Below are 24875 nucleotides of genomic sequence, written 5' to 3' on the forward strand. Positions count from 1 at the left end.
GCTGAAACGGCGGAGCCATAACGTGGTGGCTCGACAGAGAGGGATCTGATGGCTGAATCATCGACTCGAACCGTGGAGCGTGCACTCTCGCTCCTCGCCGTGGTGTGCGACCGCGGCCGCACGACCCTCGCCGAGAGCGCGCGACTCGTCGACCTCTCGCCGAGCACCGCTCTCCGGCTCCTCCGCACCCTGGAGTCCACGGGGTTCGTCCGGAAGGACGCCGACGGCAGCTACCGACCCGGCAGCCGCGTCGTCCAGCTCGGCACGCAGGCACTCAGCAACGAGTCGCTCGTCGGCTTCTGCCACACGGAGATGCTCGACCTCGTCGAACGCACCGGCGAGTCCGCCTACCTGAGCGTCGAGGGTCACGCGTCCACCGCGCTCTACCTCGCGATCACCGAGGGCACCCACTCCGTCCGTCACGCGAGCTGGGTCGGTCGCACGATCCCCCTCGACGGGTCGGCCGCGGGTGCCGCACTCACCGGTCGGACCCCCACCGCCGGCTACGTCACGGTCGAGCGGGGCGTCGAGTCGGACGTCACCGCGATCGCCGCACCCGTCCGCTCGGGAGCTCGGGTCGTCGCGGCGCTGAGCCTCGTCATCCCGAGCTACCGGATGACCGACGACCTCATCGCCTCCTACGGCGAGCTCCTCGTCGCCGCCACGGACCGGCTCTCCAGCGGGCTCGCCTCGTACACCGGCCCCATCGACAACACCGCCGCGACCGTCCCCGACGACGCCGCTGACCTTCTGGAGGGACGCGCATGATCCGCTTCACGAACGTCAAGAAGGCCTACCCGGACGGCACGGTCGCCGTCCACGACCTCTCCTTCGAGGTGCCGACCGGATCCCTCACGGTGCTCGTCGGCCCGTCCGGCTGCGGCAAGACCACCTCGCTCCGGATGATCAACCGCCTCATCGATCCGACCTCCGGGTCGATCCTGCTCGACGACGTCGAGACCCAGTCGCTCGACCGCGTCACCCTCCGTCGTCGGATCGGCTACGTCATCCAGAACGCCGGTCTCTTCCCGCACCGCACCGTCGTCGACAACGTCGCAGCCCTCCCGCGCCTCCTCGGCGGCTCGCGTCGGGAGACGCGCACGGCGGCCCTCGAACTACTGGAGCGCGTCGGTCTCGACGAGAAGTTCGCGAAGAAGTACCCGTGGCAGCTGTCGGGCGGTCAGCAGCAGCGCGTCGGCGTCGCCCGCGCCCTCGCGACGAACCCGCCGTTCCTCCTGATGGACGAACCCTTCAGCGCGGTCGACCCGATCGTCCGGACGCAGCTCCAGGACGAGTTCCTGCGTCTGCAGGCCGACATCTCGAAGACGATCGTCATGGTCACCCACGACATCGACGAGGCACTCAAGCTCGTCGACCAGGTCGCGGTCCTGCGCGAGGGCGGCCTCCTCGCGCAGATCGCGCCGCCGGTCGACCTCCTGACCCGCCCCCACGACGCGTTCGTCGCCGACTTCGTGGGCGAGGCCCGCGGCTACCGTGCACTCGGCTTCCTCGGACTCGACCACGACGACGCCCTCCACCGTGAGCCCGTCGCCCGGCTCGGCGACACCGCCGTGACCGGCGTGCATGCGAGCGGCTGGGTGGTGGTGACGGACGACGAACGCCGTCCCCTCGGCTGGTTCGACACGGCAGCCGGTCACGGCTCCGTCTCGACCGACACCATCAGCGGTCACGGCCTGTTCGTCCCGCGCACGGCGTCCCTCCGCATCGCGCTCAACGCAGCGCTCGCGCACCCGAGTCGACGCGTCGGCCTCCTCAACGACGACGGCCGACTCACCGGCACCATCGCCGCCAGCGAACTGCTCGAGCGTCCCGCCCCCGAGCGGAGCCTCCGATGACGATCGACTGGATCTGGGAGAACCTCCCGCTCATCGGCGACCTCACGCTCAACCACCTCTGGTTGACACTCACCCCGACGGTGCTCGGCCTCCTGGTCGCCCTCCCGTTCGGCTGGTGGGCGCACCGCTCGCGTCGCGGCCGACCGTTCATCGTCGGTACCGCCGGGCTGCTGTACACGATCCCGTCGCTCGCGCTGTTCATCATCCTGCCGACGATCCTCGGCACGAAGATCCTCGACCCGATCAACATCGTCATCGCCCTGACCGTCTACACGGTGTCGCTCCTCGTCCGCGTCGTCTCCGACGGACTCTCCTCGGTGCCCGTGGACGCGGTGCAGGCGGCCGAGGCCATGGGCTACCGGTCCTGGCAGCGACTCGTGCTCGTGGAACTACCCGTCGCCGTCCCGGTGATCGCCGCCGGCCTACGCGTCGCGGTCGTCTCCAACGTCAGCATCGTGACGATGGCCGCCCTGCTCGGCATCCCGCAACTCGGGACGCTGTTCACCCAGGGCTTCCAGCTCCGCCTGTTCGTGCCGCTCGTCACCGGCATCCTGCTCTGCGTCCTCCTCGCCGTGATCCTCGACCTCGTCATCGTCCGGCTCGGCTCGCTCGCGACGCCCTGGCGTGATCGGACGGTGGTGGCATGAGCGTCATCGACTGGCTGACCGACCCCGCCAACTGGACCGGCCCCGACGGCATCCCCTCGCAGATGGGCTACCACCTGCTGTACACGGGCATCGCGCTCGTGATCGCCGCTGCGATCGCCGTGCCGCTCGGCATCCTCGTCGGCTACACCGGCAAGGGCGAGCGTCTCGTCGCCGGATCGGCCAACGCCCTCCGCGCCCTGCCGACCCTGGGCCTCCTCATCCTGCTGTTCCTCCTCATCTCGCCGGTGGTCCCCGGGCAGCTCGTCTACGTCATCCCCACGATCGTCGTCCTCGTGCTCCTCGCCGTCCCGCCCATCCTGACCGGGACGTACACGGGCATCCAGAGCGCCGATCCCGACGCGGTGGGCGCCGCCCGCGGCATGGGCTACACGAGACTGCAGATCCTCTGGCACGTCCAGCTCCCCTGCGCCCTCCCCCTGCTGCTGTCCGGCATCCGCTCGTCCACCCTCCAGGTCGTCTCGACCGCGACGGTCGCCGCCTACCTCGGCCTCCAGGGGCTCGGCCGGTACATCATCGACGGCCGCGCCCAAGCCGACTTCTTCCAGATGGCCGGCGGCGCGATCCTCGTCGCCGCCCTCGCCTTCGCTCTGGAGATCGCCTTCACCCTCCTCGGCACCCTCATCGTCTCCCCCGGTCTGCGGCGCACCAGCCGCAGGCGGCGGACGGCGGCCCCGACCACCGTCACCGGGGCGATCCCCCGGCCGGCCTGAGCCGCACCCGCACCGCACGACCACCTCCGCACGACCGCACCACCGATCCGTCCATCTCACCGAATCGAGGTCCTCATGCCCTTCCCCACCTTCCCCCGTCGACTCGCGGCCATCGCCGCGACCACCGCAGCCGCCGCTCTCGTCCTCACCGGCTGCGGCGGCCAGGACGCCCTCAGCAGCGACGGCGCGTCCGGCTCCTCCGGCGACGCCGTCATCATCGGCTCAGCCGACTTCACCGAGAGCCAGCTCATCGCCACCATCTACTCCCAGGCGTTGCAGGCCGAGGGTGTCACAGTGAAGGAGCAGTTCAACATCGGCAGCCGCGAGGTCTACATGGCCGCGCTGCAGGACGGCTCCATCGACCTCCTCCCCGAATACTCGGGCGCACTGCTCAAGTACCTCGACTCCGAGTCGAAGGCCAGCACGAGCGAGGACGTCGTCGCTGAACTCGGCGACAAGCTCCCGAAGGGTGTCAGCATGCTCGACATCTCGCCCGCGGAGGACAAGGACGTGCTCGCCGTCACCCAGGAGACGGCCGACAAGTACGACCTCAAGACGATCTCCGACCTCGTGCCGTACATGTCCGAGCTCAGCCTCGGCGGCCCGCCGGAGTGGAAGACGCGCGTCAACGGCGTCGTCGGCCTCGAGCAGGTCTACGGTCTCACCTTCAAGGAGTTCGTCAGTCTCGACGCCGGCGGGCCGCTCACGATGACCGCGCTCACGAGCGGCCAGGTGCAGGTCGGCGACATCTTCAGCACCGACCCCGGGCTCACCGCGAACAAGCTCGTCGCCCTCGAAGACGACAAGTCGCTCTTCGCGGCCGAGAACATCGTCCCGGTCATCAGCACGAGCAAGCTCGACGACACGATCTCGAAGACGCTCGACAAGGTCTCCGCGGCCCTCACCACCGAAGACCTCATCGAGATGAACGGCAAGGCGTCCGACGGCACGAGCCTGAAGAGCATCGCCGAGGAGTGGCTGAAGGACGCCGACCTGGGCTAGCAGCACCCCTCGACGGGCTCAGGGGCCGAGAAGCAGCTCAGGGCCGAGAACCGGTTCAGGGCCGGTGACCCGCCCCTGAGCCCGTCGGAACCGCACCACCACCACCGCACCGCAGACGTAAAGGACCAGCGCATGCCGACCATCACCCGGACCATCCGTGCCGCCCGCGGCACCACCCTCACTGCCAAGAGCTGGCAGACCGAGGGCCCGCTCCGGATGCTCATGAACAACCTCGACCCCGAGGTCGCCGAGCACCCCGAGGACCTCGTCGTCTACGGCGGCACCGGGAAGGCCGCGCGGAACTGGGAGGCGTACGACGCGATCGTCCGCACGCTCGAAGGGCTGGAGGCCGACGAGACCCTGCTCGTGCAGTCCGGCAAGCCCGTCGGCGTCTTCCGCACGCACGAGTGGGCGCCCCGCGTGCTCATCGCGAACTCCAACCTCGTCGGCGACTGGGCGACGTGGCCCGAGTTCCGCAAGCTCGAGGCCGAAGGTCTCACCATGTACGGGCAGATGACCGCCGGCTCGTGGATCTACATCGGCACGCAGGGCATCCTCCAGGGCACCTACGAGACCTTCGCCGCCATCGCCGACAAGCGGTTCGGCGGCACCCTCGCCGGGACGCTGACCCTCACCGGCGGCGCGGGCGGCATGGGCGGGGCACAGCCGCTCGCCGTGACGCTCAACGAAGGCGTCGTGCTCATCGTCGACGTCGACCCGAGCCGCCTGGAGCGACGCGTCGAACACCGCTACCTCGACGAGATGACGGACGACCTCGACGACGCCGTCGAACGCGTGCTCGCCGCCAAGGCCGAACGGCGCCCCCTGTCGGTCGGTCTCGTCGGCAACGCCGCGACCGTCTTCCCCGAACTGCTGCGGCGCGGTGTCGCCATCGACATCGTCACCGACCAGACGAGCGCTCACGACCCGCTCGCCTACCTGCCCGAGGACACGGCGCTCGCCGACTGGCAGACCGAGGCGGCGGCCGACCCGGTCGACTTCACGCGCCGCTCGCGACTCGCCATGGCGAAGCAGGTGCAGGCGATGGTCGACTTCCAGGACGCCGGCGCCGAGGTCTTCGACTACGGCAACTCCATCCGCGCCGAGGCGAAACTCGGCGGTTGCGAGCGCGCCTTCGACTTCCCCGGCTTCGTGCCCGCCTACATCCGACCGCTCTTCGCCGAGGGCAAGGGCCCGTTCCGCTGGGCGGCCCTCTCCGGCGACCCGGCGGACATCGCCGCGACCGACCGCGCCATCCTCGAACTGTTCCCCGAGGACGAGAAGCTGCGCCGTTGGATCACCTCGGCCGGCGAGAAGATCGCCTTCGAGGGGCTGCCAGCCCGCATCTGCTGGCTCGGCTACCAGGAGCGCCACCTGGCCGGCCTGAAGTTCAACGAGATGGTCGCCTCGGGTGAGCTGAGCGCACCCGTGGTCATCGGCCGCGACCACCTCGACTCCGGTTCCGTCGCCTCGCCGTACCGCGAGACGGAGGCCATGGCCGACGGCTCCGACGCGATCGCCGACTGGCCGCTGCTCAACGCCCTGCTCAACACGGCGTCCGGCGCGACCTGGGTGTCGATCCACCACGGCGGCGGGGTCGGCATCGGCCGGTCCATCCATGCCGGTCAGGTGATCGTCGCCGACGGGACGCCGCTCGCCGCCGAGAAGATCGCGCGCGTGCTCGTCAACGACCCGGGCACCGGCGTCATGCGTCACGTCGACGCCGGCTACGAGCGGGCGGCCGAGGTCGCCCGCGAACGCGGCCTGCGGGTGCCGATGTGGGAGGGCGAGTGACCGACGGCCTGATCGCCCACGGTCGACTCGCCGGGCTCGACGAGATCACCGGCGTCGGGGTCGATCCGGCACGCGGCGGGTACTCCCGGCATGTCTGGACGCCGGCAGAGTTCGAGCTTCGCGAGTGGTTCACCGCTCGCGCCGCCCGACTCGGTCTCGACGTCGAGACGGACCGGAACGGCAACCTGTGGGCGTGGTGGGGCGCGCCTGGGCCCGACGCGGTCGTCACCGGCAGCCACCTCGACTCCGTCCCGGGCGGCGGCGCGTTCGACGGGCCGCTCGGCGTCGTCTCAGCGCTGGACGCCGTCGCGCGTCTGCAGGCCACCGGGTTCCAGCCGTCGCGTCCCGTCGCCGTCGTGGTGTTCGCCGAGGAGGAGGGGTCCCGGTTCGGCGTCGCCTGCCTCGGATCCCGGCTCCTGTGCGGGGCGATCACCGCGGACGCCGCCCGAGCGCTGACGGACGCGGACGGGGTCACCGTGGCGGAGGCCGCAGCGGCCGCCGGGCTCGCTCCCGAGCACCTCGGCCGCGACGACGAGGCGCTCGGCCGCATCGGACTCTTCATCGAGTTGCACGTGGAACAGGGTCGCGGCCTCATCGACCTCGGCTCGCCCACCGCCGTCGCCTCGTCGATCCTCGCCCACGGCCGCTGGCGCCTCCGGGTGAGCGGTCAGGGGAACCACGCCGGCGCTACCGGTATGCGCGAGCGCCGTGATCCCGTGGTCGCCGCAGCACGTGCTGTCCTCGCGGTCGAGCAGGCCGCCCTCGCGACGGACGACGCCCGCGCCACCGTCGGCCGCCTGCGCATCGTGCCGGGTGGCACCAACGTCATCGCCTCCCAGGTCGACGCCTGGGTGGACGCCCGCGCGGCCACCGACGCCGGCACGCGCGCCCTCGTCGCGGACATCGAGGGCCGGGTGCAGGAGGCCGTCGTCGACTCCGGCTGCGTGGTGGAGCTGATCGAGGAGTCCTGGTCGGGCGTCGTCGAGTTCGACCCCGAGCTCGCCGCGCGACTCGCCGGCACGCTCGGCGGGGTCCCACTGCTGCCGGCGGGCGCAGGCCACGACGCCGGGGTCCTGAGCGGCGCGGTGCCGACCGCGATGGTCTTCGTCCGGAACCCGACCGGTGTCTCGCACTCGCCGGAGGAGTTCGCCGAGACGGCCGACTGCGTCGCCGGCGTCGAAGCGCTCGAAGCCCTGCTCCGGGGCGTCCTGTGACGGTCGCGAGCGTTGACCCCGGCGCGGCGGACGCGCGGGCTCCCATCTGGGCCGCGACGGCGATCATCGACGGTCGCCCGACCGGCCGCGTGCGCTTCACGTCCGACGACTCCGGACGGATCGCGACCGTCGAGCGCGGCGTCGAGCCGGAGGCGGGCGACCGCCGCCTCGGAACGGTCGTCCCGGGCATGGGGAACGCCCACTCCCACGCGTTCCACCGTCTGCTGCGCGGACGCACCCACGCCGACGGCGGTGACTTCTGGCAGTGGCGCGAGGCGATGTACGCGGCGGCCGCGAGCCTCGACCCGGACCACTACGGCCGGGTCGCACGTGCCGTGTTCGGCGAGATGCTCGTCTGCGGCTGGACGGCCGTCGGCGAGTTCCACTACGTGCACCACCAGGCCGACGGCACCCCGTACCCGACCGCCCACGCGATGGAACTGGCGGTCGCCGAAGCCGCCGCCGACGTCGGCATCCGGCTCACCCTCCTCGACACGGCCTACCTCGCAAGCGGCCTCGGGCCCGCCGGGGGTCCTGCCGCACCGCTGCTCACCGAACAGCTCGCGTTCGGCGACGGCGACGCGGCCGACTGGCTCGCCCGCTGGCATCGACTGCGCGACGCACTGTCCGGCTCCGTCGGTACCGCCGCACTCGTCACGCTCGGTGCCGCGCTGCACTCGGTGCGTGCCGTGCCCGTCGACGCCATGCGCACGATCCTCGCCGGCCTGCCCGACGACGTCCCGCTGCACGTCCACCTGTCGGAGCAACCGCAGGAGAACGTCGACACGCTCGCGAAGACGGGCAGGACGCCGACGGGCGTGCTCGCCGCGCTCGGAGCGCTCGCCCCGCGCATCAGCCTCGTCCACGCGACACACCTGACCGACGCGGACGTCACGGCGATCGGACGGTCCGGCGCGACCGTCGTCATGTGCCCGACGACCGAAGCCGACCTCGGCGACGGCATCGGACCGGCCCGCCGCCTCGCGGACGCGGGGGCCCGGATCGCCGTCGGCTCCGACCAGAACGCGGTGGTCGACCCGCTGCTCGAACTGCGTGGTCTCGAAGCCGGGGAACGGCTCGCCTCCGGCAGACGCGGCCGGTTCTCGCCCGCCGAGCTCCTCCAGGCGGGCACCGACCACGGCTACCGTTCGCTCGGACTCGGGCGGCACGCGCTGGATCCGGGTGATCCGCTCGACCTCGTCGAGGTGTCGACGTCGAGCCTCCGCACCACCGGCATGGACCCGGCGCAACTCGCCCTCGTCGCGACCGCGTCCGACGTCGAGCGTGTCGTCGTCGGCGGGCGGCTCGTGGCGGAGCGAGGTCGGCTGCTTGCGACATCACGGGAGTCGACGCCGGAACAGCTCCTCGCGGTGGCGCTGACAGAGCTGGCAGCATCGACGGAGACGCCCCGGGCGGCCGCCTCGCACCCGACACCCGATCACCCCTCGCAGGAGAGGCAGCCATGACCAGCGAACTCATCACCGGCATCGCCGAGCTCACGACCAACGCGGGCTCCGGGCCGGGCGACGTCGACGGCAACCGGATCACCGCTGCGGCGGTCGTCATCGAAGACGGCCGGATCGCTTGGCTCGGCGCAGCGGCCGACGCACCCGACGCCGACACGCGGACCGACGTGGGCGGACGCGCCGTGCTCCCGGGTTGGGTCGACACGCACACGCATCTCGTGTTCGCGGGCGACCGCTCGGCGGAGTTCGAGGCGCGCATGGCCGGCGGCCGGTACGCGGCGGGCGGGATCGCGACGACCGTGGCCGCCACTCGGGCCGCATCGGAGGAGCAGCTCGTCGCGGGTGCGCAGCGGTTGCGAGCGGAGGCGCTCGCGCAGGGGACGACCTTCCTCGAGGCGAAGACGGGCTACGCGCTCGACGTGGAGGGCGAGGCGCGATCCGCTCGGGCGGCGGCCGAGGTCGCCGACGTCGTCACCTTCCTCGGGGCCCATCTCGTGCCGGCCGGCGTCGACCGCCGCGACTACCTCGACCTCGTGACCGGACCGATGCTCGCGGCGGTGGCCCCGTTCGCGTCGTACATCGACGCGTTCTGCGAGGTCGGGGCCTTCGACGTCGAGGAGTCGCGTGAGGTGCTGCTCGCCGGTCGCGCTGCGGGCCTGGGCGTCCGGGTGCACGGGAACCAGCTCGGCGAGAGCGGCGGGGTGCGCCTCGCGGTCGAGCTGGAGGCTGCGAGCGTCGACCACTGCAACCACCTGTCGGACGTCGACGTCGACCTCCTGGCCGGTTCGTCGACGGTCGCGACCCTGCTCCCGGCCTGCGACCTGTCGACGCGCGAGCCGTTCCCGCCGGCGCGCGCGCTCATCGACGCCGGTGCTTCGATCGCGCTCGCGACCAACTGCAACCCGGGCACCTCGTACACGACGTCGATGGCGTACTGCGTGGCGACCGCCGTGCTGCAGATGCGGCTGACGATCGCCGAGGCGGTGTGGGCGGCGACGCGGGGGGCCGCGGTGGCGGTCGGTCTCGAGCACGGTGCCGAGGCCGTCGGATCGCTTCGCGTGGGTGGTCTCGCGGACCTGCAGGTGCTCGACGCGCCCTCGGTGTCGCACCTCGCCTACCGACCCGGTGTGCCGTTGACGGTCGGCGTCCGGCACCGCGGCGAGCGTGTCACGGCAGGGACGACGCAGCGGTGAGCGGCGCGACGGAGGGCCACGCACTCGTGTTGCTGCCGGCCGACCGGCATCGGAGCTACCGCTGGCGGAACGGGCTGGGGACCGCGACGGAGATCGCCGTCGAGGCCGTCGGGCTCCGGACCGATGGTGGGCTCGGCGACGGTGTCGGTGACGCACCGGCCGCTCCGGGGTGGACGCTGAGCATCGCGACGGTCGAGTCGGACGTCGCCTTCTCGTCGTTCCCGGGCGTCGACCGTCAGCTGATGGCGTTGTCGGCGGGTGGACTCGGACTCGTGATCGATGGTCAGCCGGTCGAGTTGGACCGGTGGCGGGTCGCCGCCTTCGACGGGGCCTCAGCGGTGTCGTCGCGGGGCGTGGTCGGGCCGACGCTCGATCTCAACCTGATGGTGTCGCGGGACCGGTTCCGTGGATCGCTCGAGGTCGGCGTCGTCGACGGGTCGAGGCTCGTCACCACGCCCCCTGGTGCCACCACGTTCGTCGTGTTCCTCGATGGGCTGCTGTCGGCGGAGGGGCCAGGTCTGGACCCTCGAGCGCTCCGGCGGCACGACACCCTCCGACTCGAGGCCGGCACCCTGTCCCTGACCGGCGATGCCACGATCGCGCTCGCCCGGATCCTCCCCCGTCGGTGATGGGTGCCAGCGCGGTGCGCTGACGCGAGCGCGCCCCACAGCCGCGAGCGCGGGTCTCCGGAGGGGTGCGCCGACGTCGCTGACCCGCACTCACGCCGACTCGTCAGCTCTCGCGCCAGCGCACCGCGCTGACCTGAGACCTCCCCACCGGGTGCCGGCGCGGTGCGCCCGCGTGAGTGGCGCACACCCGGCGTGGGCGCTCCCCACGCGCGTGAGCGCGGGTCTCCGGAGGGGCGCGCTCACGTCACAGACCCGCGCCCACGTCAGCGCACCGCGCTGGCGCAACCGGACCGGACTACTTCGTTCGGTCGAGGACCGCGAAGCGGAAGGTGTAGGTGGCGTCGAGCGTGTCCTCGAGGCCCGTCACGTTCTTCTGGGCGAGGACCGTCTCGGTGCCCTGGAGGAGCGGGATGATCGGAGCCGCGGTCGCGGTCAGCGCCTGGATCTGCTCGATCGCCGCGATGCGCGCCGCCGGGTCGGTCGCCGTCGCCTCGGTGTCGATGAGCGCGTCGACGGCCGGATCCGAGTACCCGTTGGCGACGGACGCCCCGGTCGTCGAGTACGCCGAGCGCAGGAAGTTGTCGGGGTCCGGGTAGTCCGGGAAGAACCCGAGCTGGTACGCCGGGTAACCGGACTCCGGGTTCAGCTCCTTCACGTAGCTCGTCCACTCCGTCGACTGCAGGTCGACGGTGAACAGACCGGACTCCTCCAGCTGCGACTTGATGAGCGCGTACTCCTGGTCGGAGTCGGGGCCGTAGTGGTCGCTCGTGTACTGGATCGGCAGGGCGACGGGGGTGCTGACGCCCGCGGCCGCGAGGATCGCGGCAGCCTTCGCCGGGTCCGGCGCGTCACCGTACGCGGTCTGGAACGCGGGCGTCGCCCCCGTCTGCCCGTCGAGCACCACCGAGTAGGCCGGCGCGTAGGTGCCCTTGTAGACCTGGTCGGCGATCTCCTCACGATCGACGAGCGACGCGACCGCCTGCCGGATGGCGAGCTTCTGCGCGTCGTTCGCACCCGGCTGGGTGTTCAGGTTGAACGTGAGGAACCGCACCGAACCGCCCGGCCCCTCGACGACCTGCAGGTCGGAGTCGCTCCGGAGGTCGGCGACGTCCGTCGCGGTCAGCGAGCGGTAGGCGATGTCGACGTCGCCCTTCTCCAGGTCGAGCCGCAGGTTCGACGCCGTCGTGTACGGCTTGAGCACGACGTGCTGCGTCTTCGCGCGGGTCCCGGAGTAGCGCGAGTTCGCCTCGAGCGAGAGCAGCCCGCCCGCCTGGTAGCTGTCGACGGCGTAGGGGCCGGAGCCGATCACGTCGTCGTCGCTCAGCAGCTCGTCAGCCGGGAAGACCTCTTCGTCGACGATCGGCCCGGCCATGCTCGTGAGCACGTAGGGCCAGGTCTGGTCGTTCGGCACCGTGAGGTGGAAGACGACCTGGTTGTCGTCACCCTCCTCGACGCTGTCGAGGTTCGCGAGCAGCGGCGACGGGCCGTTGTCGGCGGCGATCTCACGGACGCGGGTGAAGGAGTAGACGACGTCCTCGGCCGTGAGCGCGTGACCGTTGGAGAAGGTCAGCCCCTCCTTGACCGTGCAGACGTAGGTGGTCTCGTCGGTGAAGTCGCACGATTCCGCCGCGTCGGGCGCGGGGACGACGTCGCCCTCGTCGTAGCTGAGGAGGTGCTGGTAGATCTGGTTCTGCGGCGTGAAGGATCCGCGATCCCAGGCACCGGCCGGGTCGAGCGAGACGATCTGATCGGTGGTGCCGATGACGAGCGCGGTGGTCGTGGTGGTGCCGCCCTGGGCCGTGCAACCGGTGAGGGCGGCGACGACACCGAGGCCGACGGCGACCGTGGCGAATCTGGCGGATCGGTTCATGGAGCGGTTCCTTCGGGTGACTGCGGGAGAGCTGATGCTGATGGCGCGACGGGTACCGCGTGGGCGGCGAGCGCGAACCTCGGGTGCGGTTCGGCTCCGTCGACGAGATCGGCGATGAGGCGTCCCAGTACCGGGCCGAACTTGAACCCGTGACCGGAGAATCCCGTCGTGACGATGATGCTGTCGATCCGGTCGATCACGAAATCCTCGCTGGGGCTCAGATCGTAGAGGCAGCTGATGGTATGGGGTGCGGACGCGTCGACACCGGGCACCCATTCGGCGACGTAGGCGGTGAGCCGCGCGAGTTCTTCGGGTTCGGCGAGGCCGTCGCGTTCGTCGGGGTGGGCGTGGACGGCACCGCCGTGCAGCCCGACCTTGACCCCCTCGCCCGGCGTCAGCAGCCCGTACACGCTCGACCCCTCGGCGGGGTAGTGGACGAAACTCGGCCAGGCGTCGGCGTGCAGTCCGCTCGGGAAGTGCGCGGGCTGGACCTGCGTCACGACGATCTCGGGCAGCGGACGACCGACGCTGCGAGCGAGTGCGCCGACGAGGTCGGGCGCCCAGGAGCCGGCCGCGACGACCACGTGGTCTGCGACGACGTCGCCCAGCTCAGTGCGGACGACGGCACCGCCGACACCGGCGGTCGGATCGTTCGACGCAGTCGGATCGACGCCCGCCACCCGCACGCCGAAGCGCAGGGTCGCTCCGGCCACCTCGGCGAGGTCGAGCAGGGCCTCGATCGCTTCGGCGGAGAACAGTCGACCTCCGGTCGCGTGGTGGAGGACCTCGCGGTCGAACCGCAGTCCGGGCCAGCGGTCGCTCGCCTGATCCGGGGTGAGGCGCTCCGACGCGACCCCACCTCGGGTCATCGCCGCCTCGATCGCTGCGAGCATCTCGGGGCGGCCGTGGTCGAGCGCGCCGGTGAGGTCGAGCAGCGTCCGCCCGCTCGCCGATTCGAGCTCCCGCCAGGCCGAGAGCGCCTCCGACGTCAGGGCGACGTAGTCGTCGGCGTCGTAGCCCTGACGGAAGATGCGGGTCGCTCCGTGGGAGGAGCCGTGCTCGTGACCGCGCGGGTACCGCTCGAGAAGCAGGACGTCGCGGCCCTGCTCGGCCAGCGAGCGTGCAGCCGCCGCACCGACGATCCCGGCACCGATGACGACGACCTCGGCGCGCGCCGGCAGCGCGGTCTGCGTCGCGTCCGCTGCCGGACCCGGCGCGGTCATCGGCCCGACTCCGCAGGCAGGCCCGACTCCGTCGTGACGCGCTTCGCTGCGTTGGCGCGCGCGTCGACCGCCCGACGAGCCGGCATCGCGGCGGCCACGGCGGCCTCGTCGGCGAACGGACGGGACGGGAACCGACCGGGGGCGTACCGCGACGCGTCGACGAAGGGGCTCTCACCTGTGACGATCAGCTCGGCGAGCATCCGGCCGAGTCCAGGGCCGTGCGTGACCCCGGACTCGTTGTCGCCGGCCACGACGAACAACCCGTCGAGCTCCGGGACGGACCCCGCGATGAAGCGGCGGTCCGCGGTGTACGACACGATCCCCTGCACGGCTTCGGCGTCGTCGACGACGGGCGCGGCGGCCGGGATGAGCTCGGAGACGATCGGCGACAGGTGCTCGCGCATCGCCTCGACGAGGTCGGGGCGGTCCGGACGACGATCCGCGGGGCTGTCGCGCACCGCGAGCGCCTCGTAGCCGACGCCGTTGCCGTACGTGAGACCACCGAGGTGTTCCCTGATCCACAGTCCGTCCAGCTCCGGGATCATGAGGGTCGGCACCTCGCCGAGGCCGAACGGGGCGGTGGTCAGGCGGCTCGCGATCACCCGCGCGAACGGCAGCACGCGGTCCGTCGCGGCGAGGAGCTCGTTCGTCCAGGACCCTGCGGCGAGGACGACCTCGTCGCCGAGGACGCGCTCGCCGGTGGCGGTCAGCACGCCGACGGCTCGGCCACCTTCGGCGAGGAGATCGACGACGGGTGTCTGCTCGATGATCTCGACACCCTCGGCCCGGGCGAGCGCCGCGAGCGCGATTCCGGCGTCGGGCGCGCTGATCTGGATGCCGTCGGGATGGATGAACGCCCCGACGATCGCTTCGGGGTCGAGACCCGGAACGAGTTCAGCGGTCTCGACGGCGGTGAGCAGGCGGGCGTCCTCGGGGCGGAGCGGGTGCTCGGCGAACGGCAGCAGGTGGTCGAGCACGGCCTGCTCGGTGAGGGCGAGCCACACGTTGCCCGTGTTCCGCAGCCCGATGTCGTATCCGGCAGCGTCGAGCCCGCGGTAGAAGTCGAGGCCGGCCTGCTCGAGGGCGAGTTCCGACTCGTCCCAGTACCAGGCGTAGCCCGCCGCCCAGAGGCCGACGAAGCCCGCTCCGGCTGCGGTCGTCGCACCGGCGGCGGTGCCCGACTCGAGGACCGTCACCCGTCGACCGGCGCGGGCGAGGTGGACGGCGGTCGCCAGGCCGAAGAGGCCGGCGCCGACGATGACGGTGGTTGCGGGGCGGGGGTCGGTCACCCTTCGAGGCTAGTCACTCGCCGTCCAGGGGCCGACCACCCCGTCGCAATCCGACACCCGCCGCGTCCCTCGCCGGCGGGTTCCGCGTCCCCGACTCAGGAGGTGTACGGCGCGCCGGGCCCCTCAGCGGTCGACTCGCCGCGGGACTCCTGAGTCGGGGACAGAGCGGGGCTAGATGACCCCCTGGGCGAGCATCGCGTCAGCGACCTTCACGAACGCGGCGGTGTTCGCCCCGACGACGTAGTCGCCCGGCCGGCCGTAGCGCTCGGCGGCCTCATAAGCGGCGCGGTGCACGCCGTGCATGATGCCGCGCAGTTTCACCTCGCTGTCATCGAAGGACCACCGCTGCCGGGCCGCGTTCTGACTCATCTCGAGCGCCGAGGTCGCCACACCACCGGCGTTCGCCGCCTTCCCCGGGCCGAAGAGGACGCCGGCCTGCTGGAACACCCGCACGGCCTCGGGCGTCGACGGCATGTTCGCGCCCTCCGCGACCGCGATGACGCCGTGCTTCACGAGGGCGATCGCGTCGCGTTCGTGCAGCTCGTTCTGCGTCGCGCTCGGCAGCGCGATCTCCCCTGGGACGTCCCAGACACTGCCGCCGGCGACGAAGTGGGCGCCCTGACGGCGGGCGGCGTACTCGGAGATCCGGCCGCGCTCGACCTCCTTGATCTGCTTGAGGAGCTCGAGGTCGATGCCGGCGTCGTCGACCACGTACCCGGAGGAGTCCGACGCGGTGACGGCGGTACCACCGAGCTGGTGGACCTTCTCGATCGCGTACGTCGCGACGTTCCCGGAGCCCGACACGATGACGCGCTTGCCCTCGACCCCGCGGCCGTCGACGGCGAGCATCTCGTCCACGAAGAACACCGTCCCGTACCCGGTCGCCTCGGTGCGCACCTCGGCGCCACCCCAGCCGACGCCCTTGCCGGTGAACATGCCCGACTCGTGACGGTTGGTGATCTTCCGGTACTGGCCGAAGAGGAAGCCGATCTCGCGCGCGCCGACGCCGATGTCGCCGGCCGGGACGTCGGTGTGCTCGCCGAGGTGGCGGTAGAGCTCGTTCATGAAGCTCTGGCAGAAGCGCATGATCTCGGCGTCCGATCGCCCGTGCGGGTCGAAGTCGCTGCCGCCCTTGGCGCCGCCGATGCCCTGCGCGGTGAGAGCGTTCTTGAAGATCTGCTCGAACCCGAGGAACTTCACGATCGACAGGTTCACACTCGGGTGGAAGCGCAACCCGCCCTTGTACGGGCCGAGCGCCGAGTTGAACTGGACGCGGAAGCCGCGGTTCACCTGCACCCGGTTGCGGTCGTCGGTCCACGGCACGCGGAACACGACCTGCCGCTCGGGTTCGACGAGGCGTTCGAGGATGCCCGCCTCGAGGTACTCCGGGTGTTCGTCGAGGGCCGGGCGGATGGACTCGAGGACTTCGAGGAGCGCCTGGTGGAACTCGGGTTCGCCCGCATTGCGCCGCAGGGCGGCCTCCGCGACGGCGTGGACGGGGTCGGTGGACGTGGTGGTGCCGGTCACTGTGGTGCTTTCTGATCGGCCGACCAGGCGTCTCCGGCTGTCGCTCGACGGTGGTCGGAGGCAGTGGAGCGCGACTCGCCGGCGGGGAGGTACACGGGCCGTCGTGGGGCCTCGGCAAGCCTGGCAGCCGCGATAGATATCCGTCAAACGTCGACTAGACGAGCCGACCGGACCGGTGGGACGACGGCCTAGAGGTGGTCGTGCTCCGCGGCCTCGCTCGGGATGATCGGGATCGCGAGGGCCGGGAGCACCGCGACCGCGAGGAAGGCGAGCGGATAGCCCACCAGGCCGATGAGCGCACCGACCGCCGGCCCGACGACCGACGCGGCGATGAACTGGCCGGTGTTCTGCGCTCCCAGCGCCCGCCCCGCCCAGGTGGGGCCTGCCATCTCCGCGACCGAGGTGAAGGCGAGCCCGTTGTCGGCGACCGTCACCGCACTGGCGACGACGAGCGCGACGGCGACCGCCACCGGCCACTGCAGCAGCCCCACACCGGCGAGGAGCAGCATGACGACGACCGCCGACACCGCCACCCAGCGCAGCGGTCGCACCCGGCTGCCGAGGCGGTCGCTCAACACCCCGACGCCGATCCGGCCGACGGCGCCGACGAACTGCGCGACACCGACGAGCGCGCCCGCCGCGAGCGCATTCCAGCCCTGGTCGGCGACGAGCCAGACGAGTGCGAAGGTCGTGAGCGTGAACTGCGGCACCACGAGCAGGATCGACACGGCGTGGATGCGCCAGAGGAAGCCGTCGCCTCGGTAGGGGTTGCGTGGTCGCGCGGTCACGGGGTTCGGCGTCGTCTCCGTCGGGACCGGCTTCGACACCACGGTCCGTGGCGGATTCCGGAGTCCGATCGTGCAGGCCACGGCGAGGACACCCGTCGCGACGAGCGAGATCATGAGGGCGGCGGAGATGCCCGACGCCGCCGCCACGGACGGCACCGTCACCGCGGCCGCCGTAACGCCGAGGGGCTGCGACATCTGGCGGATCCCCATCGCGAGACCGCGGCGGTCCTTCGGGAACCAGCCGACGACGATCCGGCCGCTCGCCGAGTTCGTGCTCGCGGAGGCGGCGCCACCGAGCAGGAGCAGGATCCCGAGCGGACCGTAGCCGAGCGACGGGATGAGGCCGTCCGCGGCGATCGCCCCGGCAGCGGCCAGAGCGGTGAGGGCGAGGCCGCCGGCGATGACGATGCGCTCGCCGACACGGTCGGCCAGCCAGCCCCAGGCGATGAGCGTCAGCACCATGCCGAGTGTGGGGGCGGCGGCCAGGACGCCGGCCTCGGCGAGCGACATGCCCCGCTCGGCGTGCAGGAGCGGGATGAGGAACGCCGGGGTGCTGACGAAGAGCGTGCCGGCGGTCTGCGCGGCGACACCGAGCCCGAGGACGGTCCAGGCCCGACCGGCGTTCGGCATCGGTGGACGCGCCCCGCGAGCGGTCGCCGGGGCCTCGGGGGCTGGTGTCGATCCGGTCATCGTGCCGCTTCCTGCGGTGGGTGTCTCCCGCTGCTAGCATGACGGTACACCATTTTGGTATACCAATTGTCACCGGCCAGATCGGGAACACGCATGAGTACTCCGACGCAGACCACGCAGCTCTACGAGCGCCTCCGCGGGGCGATCCTGACCCTCGACCTCGCGCCCGGGCAGCCGCTCACCGAGCGCGGGCTCGAGCAACGGTTCGCGGCGTCACGGACGCCCGTGCGCGCCGCACTCACCCGGCTCGAGGCCGAGGGTCTGGCGCGTCGGGACGGCCGCGGCTGGATCGTCGCACCCATCGACCTCGAGGAGATCGGGCTCATCGCCGAGGTCCGTGAGGCGCTCGAGACCGCCGGCGTCCGGCTCGCCGCCGAACGCGCGACCGAAGCGCAGCTCGCCGCGATCCGCACCCTCCTCGACGAGCCCCGCCCCGACGACGAGCACACGGTCCTCCGCGTCGGCGGCGACTTCCACGAGGAGCTCGCGGCGCTGTCCGCGAACCACCTGCTCGCCGAAGGGGTGCGCGGCGCGATGGTCCGGCTCGCCCGCACCCGTTGGCTCGAGGTGCGGACGCCTGAGGCCCGAGAGCAGGCCGCCACGGAGCACCGCGCCATCCTCGATGCGGTCGCGGCGCGCGACCCCGAGCGCGCGGCGGACCTCGTCGCGCGCCACATCCGCGGGACGAACGAGCGGCTCATCGCATCGCTCACCGCCGACCAGCGGCGCCTCCGCGGTCACGGTGTCGACATCGTCAGCTGAACCCCGGCGACACCTCGTCGGCGCTCACAACTCCTGCACCCCGCTGCGGATAGCGCCGACACGCCGTCCCCGACGTCGACCCCGTCCTCGAATGCGGACCGACTGCAGGAGCTCCGCGCGAGCGTGACGGCTCAGTCCTCGAGTGGCTCCGCCGACAGCAGCCCGCGCAACCAGTCACGGGCCTCGATGAACACCTCGTCGTTGTAGCGCGAGTGGTAGTCGACGGCGGTGCGGTCGGCGCTCGGGTACGAGCCCAGGAAGATCACGTTCGGGCTGAACCGCCGGAGCCCGAGCAGGGCGTCGGCCATCCGCTCGTCCTCGATGTGGCCGAGGGCGTCGATCACGAAGCGGTAGCGGCCGAGCGCGTCGCCGATGGGCCGGGACTCGATGAGACTCAGGTTCACACCTCGCGTGGAGAACTGCTCGAGCATGCCGAGCAGCGAGCCGGACTCGTCGTTCGGCAACTCGACGATGAGGCTCGTCTTGTCGGCGCCCGTCCTGGCCGGGATCTCCCGTGAACGGCTGACGACGACGAAGCGGGTCACGGCGTTCGGGTTGTCGCCGATGTTCTCCGCGAGGACGTCGAGGTCGTAGTGGTTCACGATGCCGGGCGGGGCGACCGCGGCGTCGGCGGTCGAGGTGCCGTCGAGCAGGGAGGCTGCGGCGGCGACGTTGCTCGACGCCGGGATGTGTCCGTGCGAGGGCAGCTTGGCGTCGAGCCAGAGGTGGCACTGCCCGTAGGCGACGGGGTGCGCGTTCACGACCGCGACGTCCTCGAGGCGGGTTCCGGGGCGGGTGACGAGTACGAAGTTCACCGGCACGAGCACTTCGCCGACGATGCGGAGACCGGGCATCGTGGCGAGTGCATCCTGCGCCACCGACACGCCCCCGTCGACCGAGTTCTCGATGGCGATGACCGCGGCCGTGCTGCGGCCCTCGAGGACGTCGCCGAGCGCCTCGCCGACGTTCGACACGGGCTTCCAGATCTGACCCTTGGCCTCCTCGACCTGGCCGAGCGCCACCTCGGTGAAGGTCCCGCTCGGACCGAGGAAACTGTAGCTCCGGAGGGCGTCGTCGGCGGGTGCGGCTGGCATGCCTCCGAGCGTACCGTGTGCTTTGCGACACGCTCTGGAACGGCCGTTGACTCCCATCCAGGTCACATTCGGGTGATTTCCAGGAAGATCGGGCCGTTTCGGCCCCGATACCCCCCGTTTTGAGCTATTCAAATCACGCCAATACCCGCCACAATGGATACAAGGGTGTATTGAGCGCTGCCGCTCGTCTCGGGAAGCGAGTTCACGGCCGTTCGTCTCCCCGATCTCGATGCGTGACCCATGTCGCGTGAGGCTCCACCCGACGGGCTGAGACAGGAACAGGAGTGACGTGACGAGTGTCTTCACCGACGCCGCCCCGCGGTCCACTCCACGGCTGAACCTGGCGAGCGGCGGCGAGGCCGTGTTCAGCCTCGGCTCCTCCTGGAACCTCCCGTCGTTGTCGCTGCCGGCCTGGGTGCACCGGCCGATCTCGGCGGCCCGCGCGACTCTCGTCAAGTCGCTCGTCATGACCATCGCGATCGCCGCGATCCTGGCCGGCGTCGTCACGGTGACGCAGACCTCGACCGCCGGCGCGACCGCGATCTCCGCCACCGACTTCGCACCGGCGGCCTCCTCCGTCCCGACGATGACGGCCGCCGCCTTCACCACCGCCTACGCCGGCGACCTCGCTGCGGCGGCGACGGCCCTCACGACGATGTCCTCATCGCAGGTCGCGCAGCTGTGGACCGAGCTCGCTCCCGGCTACCGCGCACTGCTCATCACCGGTTACCCGGCGGTCATCGGCAACCTCGAGGGCGTCGCCTACACGGACCGGGCGACGGCCAACGTCTCCCGCCTCGCCGGCCTCCTCGCCGACACCGAGGCGAGCTACCGCTCGCTGACGGTGAGCAGCGACCAGGTCGACGGGCAGGCGGACTCGGCGGCCCTCGCCACGACCCTGTCGCGCCTGGACGCGATCAAGCTGCTCGTCGACCGGTACTCGCCGGACGCGATCGCCGCCCGCCTCCAGCCGGAGTACCTCATCACCTTGCAGGCGGGCGGCTCCGGACCCCCGCGGGTCGCTGTCGCCGTGGGAGACGTGGACACCGCCGCCTACGTCACGGTGTTCGTCCCCGGGATGAACAGCAGCGCCCTCGAACTCGACGACTACCTGCGCGGGGCGAAGCGCATCCAGAGCGCCGCAGCCGACAGCGCGGTCATCCTCTGGATCGGCGGACACAGCCCGAGCGCGCTCGAGGTGCCGTCGAACGACCGGGCGGTCGAAGGGGCACCCCTGCTCGCCGGAGTGCTCGCCGGATACGACGCCGTCCGTTCCGCGCGCGGCATCGTCTCCCAGTTGAGCGTCGTGGCGCACTCCTACGGCACGGCGACGGCCTCGCTGGCGTTGGCGTCCGGCGACTACCACGTCGACGACTTCGTCATGCTCGGCTCGGCCGGCATCCCGACGGAGATCGGGATCGAGGATCTGCACGTCCCGGCCGGCCGCGTGTACGCCTCCCAGGCGAGCGCCGACACCCTCGCCGGTCTCGGCCAGTTCCTGTCCGGTCGAGCCGATCCTGCGATGAGCTCCTGGGGCGCGACCACCTTCGGCTCCGACGGCCTGACGCTCGGCGACGGCGACCACCTCGGCGCCGTCGACGGGCACAACGCGGTCGGGTCGAGCAACGCCGACGACCGGGGGAAGTACCTCGGGCCGGCGACCGAGAGCCTCTACGCGATCCAGCGCATCGTCACGGGTCAGGCGTCCGCGGTCGCCGATCTGACGACGCCCGGGTCGTCCCACCAGCGCGGCTCCGTGCCGGATGCCGCGAGCGTCGGGGCGGGCGCCTCCACGACGAGCTCCTCCACGACCACCTCCGCTTCCGCCTCGGCCGCGGCGCTCCTCGCCACGCACTAGTCGACGGCCCTCCACAGGTACCTGGAGCAGCGCCCACTCCACAGATCCGTGTCGGCTCACCCCTGCACCGATGGGAGAAGGTAGCGTCGTTGACATACCGACATACGCCTTCGTAGGCTCGGGTGATGCGAACGACCATCCGACTCGCCGACGAGTTCTACGAGGCCGTCCGCGAGCACGCCTCGCAGGAGGGGAAGACCGTGACCGCCTACATCGAGGAGGCCCTGCGCGCGAAGCTGGCCGCAGCAGCCGCACCGCCCGAGCGGGAGCCGTACAAGGTCGTGCCGTACGGCCGGGGAGGACCCCACCCAGGAATCGGCCTCACGAACAACGCGCAACTCGAGGACATCATGGACGGTTTCGAGTGAAGGTGGTCGACACCAACGTCCTCATCGGCGCGTTCCGACCCGACTCACAACACCACCGCACGCTCGCAACCTGGTTGGAAGATGCCGTCCGATCGAGAGAGCCCCTGGGCGTCAGCGAAGCCGTGCTCGCGGGGTACATCCGGATCGTGACCCAGCGTCGGATCTTCGTCGATCCCACTCCGATCTCCGTCGCGCTGGACCAGATGCAGCGACTCCGCGACGAGCCCGGGGTCCAGGTGGTCCGCCCTGGCCCGTCGTTCTGGACGGTCTTCACCTCGCTCTGTGCAGCGGTCGAGGCCCGAGGCAACCTCGTCTCGGGCGCGGCCCACGCCGCACTCGCGATCGAACACCGGGCCACCTTCGTGACGCTCGATCGCGACTTCGCGCGCTTCCCGGACCTCCGGTGGGAATCGCCACTCGCCACGGGTCAAGCGCCTTCCTGACATCGGTCGTTCCTGCCAGACTGGTGCGATGAACGATCGCGCAGGTACCCCCGCCACCGAAGCAGATCTGATCGACGTCCCGTCGCTCATCGACGCCTACTACACGCTGAAGCCGGACGTCTCGATCCCCGAGCAGCGGGTGGTGTTCGGCACCTCCGGCCACCGCGGCTCCTCGCTGAACACCGCGTTCAACCAGGACCACATCGCCGCGACCACGCAGGCGATCGTCGAGTACCGCACGAGCCAGGGGATCACCGGGCCGCTCTTCATCGGATCCGACACCCACGCGCTCAGTGGGCCGGCGCAGACGACGGCGCTCGAGGTCCTGGTCGCCAACGGTGTGCGCGTCCTGGTGGACGAGTTCGACGACTTCGTGCCGACCCCCGCGCTCAGCCACGCGATCCTCAAGTACAACGCCGAAGGCAACGGCGACCAGGCGGACGGCATCGTCGTCACGCCCAGCCACAACCCGCCGGCCGACGGCGGCTTCAAGTACAACCCCCCGCACGGCGGACCTGCCGACTCCGACGCGACCTCCTGGATCGCGAACCGCGCCAACGAGCTCATCGCCGGTGGGCTGCACGACGTCAAGATGGCGGAACCGTCCGCCGTCGAGACGTACGACTTCCGCGGCAACTACGTCGACGATCTGAAGCACATCATCAACCTCGACGCCATCAAGCGCAGCGGGATCCGCATCGGCGCCGACCCCCTCGGCGGTGCGAGCGTCCACTACTGGCAGGCGATCGCCGACCGTTACGAGATCGACCTCACCGTCGTGAACCCGCACGTCGACCCGGCCTGGGCGTTCATGACGCTCGACTGGGACGGCAAGATCCGCATGGACCCGTCGTCGCCCTCCGCCATGGCGGCGCTCGTCGCACGACGCGACGAGTTCGACCTCCTCACCGGCAACGACGCCGACGCCGACCGCCACGGCATCGTCACGCCCGACGCCGGGCTCATGAACCCCAACCACTACCTCGCCGTCGCGATCGACTACCTCTACGCGAACCGGCCGGGCTGGCGCGACGACGCCGCCGTGGGCAAGACCCTCGTGTCGTCGTCGGTCGTCGACCGCGTGGCCGAGTCCCTCGGACGCCGCCTCTGGGAGGTCCCGGTCGGCTTCAAATGGTTCGTCCCCGGTCTCGTCGACGGTTCGGTCGGCTTCGGTGGCGAGGAGAGCGCCGGCGCGAGCTTCCTCCGCTTCGACGGCTCGGTGTGGACCACCGACAAGGACGGCATCCTCCTCTGCCTGCTCGCCGCGGAGATCCTCGCCGTGACGGGCAAGACCCCGTCGGTGCTCTACCGCGAACTGACCGAGCGCTTCGGCGACCCCGTGTACGAGCGTGTCGACGCCGCAGCCTCGAAGGAACAGAAGGCACGGCTCGGCAAGCTCGACGGCGACGCCATCACGGCGACCGAGCTCGCCGGCGACCCGATCGTCGCGAAGCTCAGCCACGCGCCGGGCAACGACGCGGCCATCGGCGGTGTCAAGGTCGTGACCGAGCACGCGTGGTTCGCCGCGCGTCCGTCCGGCACCGAGGACGTCTACAAGATCTACGCCGAGTCGTTCAAGGGCGCGGAGCACCTCAAGCTCGTCCAGGCGGAGGCGAAGCAGATCGTCGACGCCGCCCTCGGCGCCTAGCTCATCTCCTGGTTCCTGAGCCTGTCGAAGGGCGCACTTCGACAGGCTCAGTGACCGGTCTTCCCTGACGCTACCCCGGTCCCTGAGCGGACGCCCGGTCCCTGAGCCGCTACCCGGTCCCTGAGCCTGTCGGAGGGTTAGTTCAGGTATCCGGGAGCCGCCGGGAGCCCGAAGAACTCTTCGAGCGTCGTCACGCCCGTGTTGTGCATCTCGGTCGCGAGCGGCACGCCGATGTAGCGGTAGTGCCACGGCTCGAACGAGAAGCCGGTGACGTCGACCTTGTCGGCCGGGTACCGCAGGATGAACCCGAAGCGGTAGGCGTTCGCGGCGAGCCACTGCCCCTCCGCCGTGTCGCCGAAGCAGGTGTTGAGCGAGCAGTTGCCGCTCTCGGCACCGATGTCCATCGTCCAGCCGGTCTGGTGCTCGCTGTAGCCGGGGCGCGCGGTCGTCGAGTCGTCGGGTTCGCTGTCGTACACCGACACCTGGCTCGAGTAGCTGCGATACGCGCTGTTCGAAGCGAGCGACAGGCCGGCCTCGGCTGAGGCGGTGTCGAACAGCTGCACGATCGCGGCGGCGGCCTCGGCTCGCAACAGCGGGTCCCAGGTGTGGGCGACGGGGACGGACACGAGGTCCGGTGGCGTGTAGTCGACCGGGTTCAGCGGCCGGGTCTTGTTGACGACCACCCACGGGCTCAGCGGGTCATCGATCGAGTAGGCGGCCTTGTCGAACGCCGGCGGGGCGGGGGGCGCGACCGGAACCGTCTCCGTCGGCGTGGGCGTGGGG

The 24875-nt window shown here is 71.2% G+C and carries 22 protein-coding genes; 15 read left to right on the plus strand and 7 right to left on the minus strand.

What is annotated here, in order from left to right:
* The first annotated feature begins 48 nt into the window (after positions 1 to 48).
* The 10 genes from A4X17_RS17210 to A4X17_RS17255 all read left to right on the plus strand — a co-directional run bounded on the left by A4X17_RS17210 (position 49) and on the right by A4X17_RS17255 (position 10532).
* On the plus strand, positions 49 to 768 hold the full coding sequence (locus A4X17_RS17210) for an IclR family transcriptional regulator (RefSeq protein ID WP_082916261.1): 720 nt from the start codon (positions 49 to 51) through the stop codon (positions 766 to 768).
* Positions 765 to 1856 (plus strand): ABC transporter ATP-binding protein, encoded by a 1092-nt coding sequence (locus A4X17_RS17215; protein WP_064296874.1) that lies wholly within the window; start codon positions 765 to 767, stop codon positions 1854 to 1856. The genes A4X17_RS17210 and A4X17_RS17215 overlap by 4 nt, the downstream gene beginning before the upstream one ends.
* Complete coding sequence (locus A4X17_RS17220) at positions 1853 to 2503, plus strand: ABC transporter permease (protein ID WP_064296875.1); 651 nt, start codon at positions 1853 to 1855, stop codon at positions 2501 to 2503. Before A4X17_RS17215 ends, A4X17_RS17220 begins: the two co-directional genes overlap by 4 nt.
* A complete protein-coding gene (locus A4X17_RS17225; RefSeq protein ID WP_064296876.1) occupies positions 2500 to 3234 on the plus strand; it encodes an ABC transporter permease in 735 nt (244 codons plus the stop codon). The genes A4X17_RS17220 and A4X17_RS17225 overlap by 4 nt, the downstream gene beginning before the upstream one ends.
* Positions 3235 to 3309: 75 nt before the next feature.
* A complete protein-coding gene (locus A4X17_RS17230) occupies positions 3310 to 4236 on the plus strand; it encodes an ABC transporter substrate-binding protein (RefSeq protein ID WP_064296877.1) in 927 nt (308 codons plus the stop codon).
* A gap of 132 nt (positions 4237 to 4368) precedes the next feature.
* Complete coding sequence (gene hutU, locus A4X17_RS17235; RefSeq protein ID WP_064296878.1) at positions 4369 to 6030, plus strand: urocanate hydratase; 1662 nt, start codon at positions 4369 to 4371, stop codon at positions 6028 to 6030.
* Positions 6027 to 7244, plus strand: coding sequence for an allantoate amidohydrolase (locus A4X17_RS17240; protein WP_157583595.1), 1218 nt, complete (start codon positions 6027 to 6029; stop codon positions 7242 to 7244). The genes hutU and A4X17_RS17240 overlap by 4 nt, the downstream gene beginning before the upstream one ends.
* A complete protein-coding gene (locus A4X17_RS17245) occupies positions 7241 to 8710 on the plus strand; it encodes a formimidoylglutamate deiminase (protein WP_064296879.1) in 1470 nt (489 codons plus the stop codon). Before A4X17_RS17240 ends, A4X17_RS17245 begins: the two co-directional genes overlap by 4 nt.
* Positions 8707 to 9903 (plus strand): imidazolonepropionase, encoded by a 1197-nt coding sequence (hutI, locus tag A4X17_RS17250; protein ID WP_064296880.1) that lies wholly within the window; start codon positions 8707 to 8709, stop codon positions 9901 to 9903. The genes A4X17_RS17245 and hutI overlap by 4 nt, the downstream gene beginning before the upstream one ends.
* Positions 9900 to 10532 carry a HutD family protein gene (locus tag A4X17_RS17255; RefSeq protein ID WP_064296881.1) on the plus strand — a complete coding sequence of 211 codons (633 nt, stop codon included), beginning with the start codon at positions 9900 to 9902 and terminating at the stop codon, positions 10530 to 10532. Before hutI ends, A4X17_RS17255 begins: the two co-directional genes overlap by 4 nt.
* 295 nt (positions 10533 to 10827) lie before the next feature.
* Here A4X17_RS17255 and A4X17_RS17260 read toward each other — a convergent pair whose 3' ends face one another.
* The 5 genes from A4X17_RS17260 to A4X17_RS17280 all read right to left on the minus strand — a co-directional run bounded on the left by A4X17_RS17260 (position 10828) and on the right by A4X17_RS17280 (position 17919).
* Positions 10828 to 12402 carry an ABC transporter substrate-binding protein gene (locus A4X17_RS17260; RefSeq protein ID WP_064296882.1) on the minus strand — a complete coding sequence of 525 codons (1575 nt, stop codon included), beginning with the start codon at positions 12400 to 12402 and terminating at the stop codon, positions 10828 to 10830.
* A complete protein-coding gene (locus tag A4X17_RS17265; protein ID WP_064296883.1) occupies positions 12399 to 13625 on the minus strand; it encodes an FAD-dependent oxidoreductase in 1227 nt (408 codons plus the stop codon). The genes A4X17_RS17260 and A4X17_RS17265 overlap by 4 nt, the downstream gene beginning before the upstream one ends.
* A complete protein-coding gene (locus A4X17_RS17270) occupies positions 13622 to 14914 on the minus strand; it encodes an FAD-binding oxidoreductase (RefSeq protein WP_064296884.1) in 1293 nt (430 codons plus the stop codon). Before A4X17_RS17270 ends, A4X17_RS17265 begins: the two co-directional genes overlap by 4 nt.
* Before the next feature lie 171 nt (positions 14915 to 15085).
* Complete coding sequence (gene gdhA / locus A4X17_RS17275; protein WP_064296885.1) at positions 15086 to 16441, minus strand: NADP-specific glutamate dehydrogenase; 1356 nt, start codon at positions 16439 to 16441, stop codon at positions 15086 to 15088.
* A 188-nt stretch (positions 16442 to 16629) separates the two neighbouring features.
* Entirely contained in the window at positions 16630 to 17919 is a 1290-nt protein-coding gene (locus A4X17_RS17280; protein WP_369808470.1) for an MFS transporter, read from the minus strand.
* Between the two features lie 93 nt (positions 17920 to 18012).
* Here A4X17_RS17280 and A4X17_RS17285 point away from each other — a divergent pair, with 93 nt between their 5' ends.
* On the plus strand, positions 18013 to 18681 hold the full coding sequence (locus tag A4X17_RS17285; protein ID WP_064296886.1) for a GntR family transcriptional regulator: 669 nt from the start codon (positions 18013 to 18015) through the stop codon (positions 18679 to 18681).
* Between the two features lie 131 nt (positions 18682 to 18812).
* Here A4X17_RS17285 and pheA read toward each other — a convergent pair whose 3' ends face one another.
* Complete coding sequence (pheA, locus tag A4X17_RS17290) at positions 18813 to 19775, minus strand: prephenate dehydratase (protein WP_064296887.1); 963 nt, start codon at positions 19773 to 19775, stop codon at positions 18813 to 18815.
* A 289-nt stretch (positions 19776 to 20064) separates the two neighbouring features.
* Here pheA and A4X17_RS17295 point away from each other — a divergent pair, with 289 nt between their 5' ends.
* The 4 genes from A4X17_RS17295 to pgm all read left to right on the plus strand — a co-directional run bounded on the left by A4X17_RS17295 (position 20065) and on the right by pgm (position 24092).
* Positions 20065 to 21633: an alpha/beta hydrolase gene (locus A4X17_RS17295; RefSeq protein ID WP_064296888.1), complete on the plus strand. Its 1569-nt coding sequence runs from the start codon at positions 20065 to 20067 to the stop codon at positions 21631 to 21633.
* Between the two features lie 125 nt (positions 21634 to 21758).
* Entirely contained in the window at positions 21759 to 22001 is a 243-nt protein-coding gene (locus tag A4X17_RS17300; protein WP_064296889.1) for a ribbon-helix-helix protein, CopG family, read from the plus strand.
* A gap of 2 nt (positions 22002 to 22003) precedes the next feature.
* Complete coding sequence (locus A4X17_RS17305; protein ID WP_231884428.1) at positions 22004 to 22444, plus strand: type II toxin-antitoxin system VapC family toxin; 441 nt, start codon at positions 22004 to 22006, stop codon at positions 22442 to 22444.
* Between the two features lie 28 nt (positions 22445 to 22472).
* Positions 22473 to 24092: a phosphoglucomutase (alpha-D-glucose-1,6-bisphosphate-dependent) gene (gene pgm / locus A4X17_RS17310; RefSeq protein WP_064296891.1), complete on the plus strand. Its 1620-nt coding sequence runs from the start codon at positions 22473 to 22475 to the stop codon at positions 24090 to 24092.
* Positions 24093 to 24229: 137 nt separating this feature from the next.
* On the opposite strand, the gene A4X17_RS17315 is transcribed toward pgm, so the two are convergent.
* The coding region (locus tag A4X17_RS17315; RefSeq protein ID WP_064296892.1) for a M15 family metallopeptidase at positions 24230 to 24875 on the minus strand (646 nt) is incomplete at its 5' end.

The organism is Plantibacter sp. H53 (assembly GCF_001650455.1).
GTDB lineage: Bacteria > Actinomycetota > Actinomycetes > Actinomycetales > Microbacteriaceae > Plantibacter > Plantibacter flavus_A.

What these genes read in the sequence shown, in the direction of transcription:
- A4X17_RS17210 (WP_082916261.1), top strand. Translation starts at nt 49, where the DNA reads ATGGCTGAATCATCGACTCGAACCGTGGAGCGTGCACTCTCGCTCCTC.
- A4X17_RS17215 (WP_064296874.1), top strand. Translation starts at nt 765, where the DNA reads ATGATCCGCTTCACGAACGTCAAGAAGGCCTACCCGGACGGCACGGTC.
- A4X17_RS17220 (WP_064296875.1), top strand. Translation starts at nt 1,853, where the DNA reads ATGACGATCGACTGGATCTGGGAGAACCTCCCGCTCATCGGCGACCTC.
- A4X17_RS17225 (WP_064296876.1), top strand. Translation starts at nt 2,500, where the DNA reads ATGAGCGTCATCGACTGGCTGACCGACCCCGCCAACTGGACCGGCCCC.
- A4X17_RS17230 (WP_064296877.1), top strand. Translation starts at nt 3,310, where the DNA reads ATGCCCTTCCCCACCTTCCCCCGTCGACTCGCGGCCATCGCCGCGACC.
- hutU (WP_064296878.1), top strand. Translation starts at nt 4,369, where the DNA reads ATGCCGACCATCACCCGGACCATCCGTGCCGCCCGCGGCACCACCCTC.
- hutI (WP_064296880.1), top strand. Translation starts at nt 8,707, where the DNA reads ATGACCAGCGAACTCATCACCGGCATCGCCGAGCTCACGACCAACGCG.
- A4X17_RS17260 (WP_064296882.1), bottom strand. Translation starts at nt 12,402, where the DNA reads ATGAACCGATCCGCCAGATTCGCCACGGTCGCCGTCGGCCTCGGTGTC.
- A4X17_RS17265 (WP_064296883.1), bottom strand. Translation starts at nt 13,625, where the DNA reads ATGACCGCGCCGGGTCCGGCAGCGGACGCGACGCAGACCGCGCTGCCG.
- A4X17_RS17280 (WP_369808470.1), bottom strand. Translation starts at nt 17,919, where the DNA reads ATGACCGGATCGACACCAGCCCCCGAGGCCCCGGCGACCGCTCGCGGG.
- A4X17_RS17285 (WP_064296886.1), top strand. Translation starts at nt 18,013, where the DNA reads ATGAGTACTCCGACGCAGACCACGCAGCTCTACGAGCGCCTCCGCGGG.
- pheA (WP_064296887.1), bottom strand. Translation starts at nt 19,775, where the DNA reads ATGCCAGCCGCACCCGCCGACGACGCCCTCCGGAGCTACAGTTTCCTC.
- A4X17_RS17300 (WP_064296889.1), top strand. Translation starts at nt 21,759, where the DNA reads ATGCGAACGACCATCCGACTCGCCGACGAGTTCTACGAGGCCGTCCGC.
- pgm (WP_064296891.1), top strand. Translation starts at nt 22,473, where the DNA reads ATGAACGATCGCGCAGGTACCCCCGCCACCGAAGCAGATCTGATCGAC.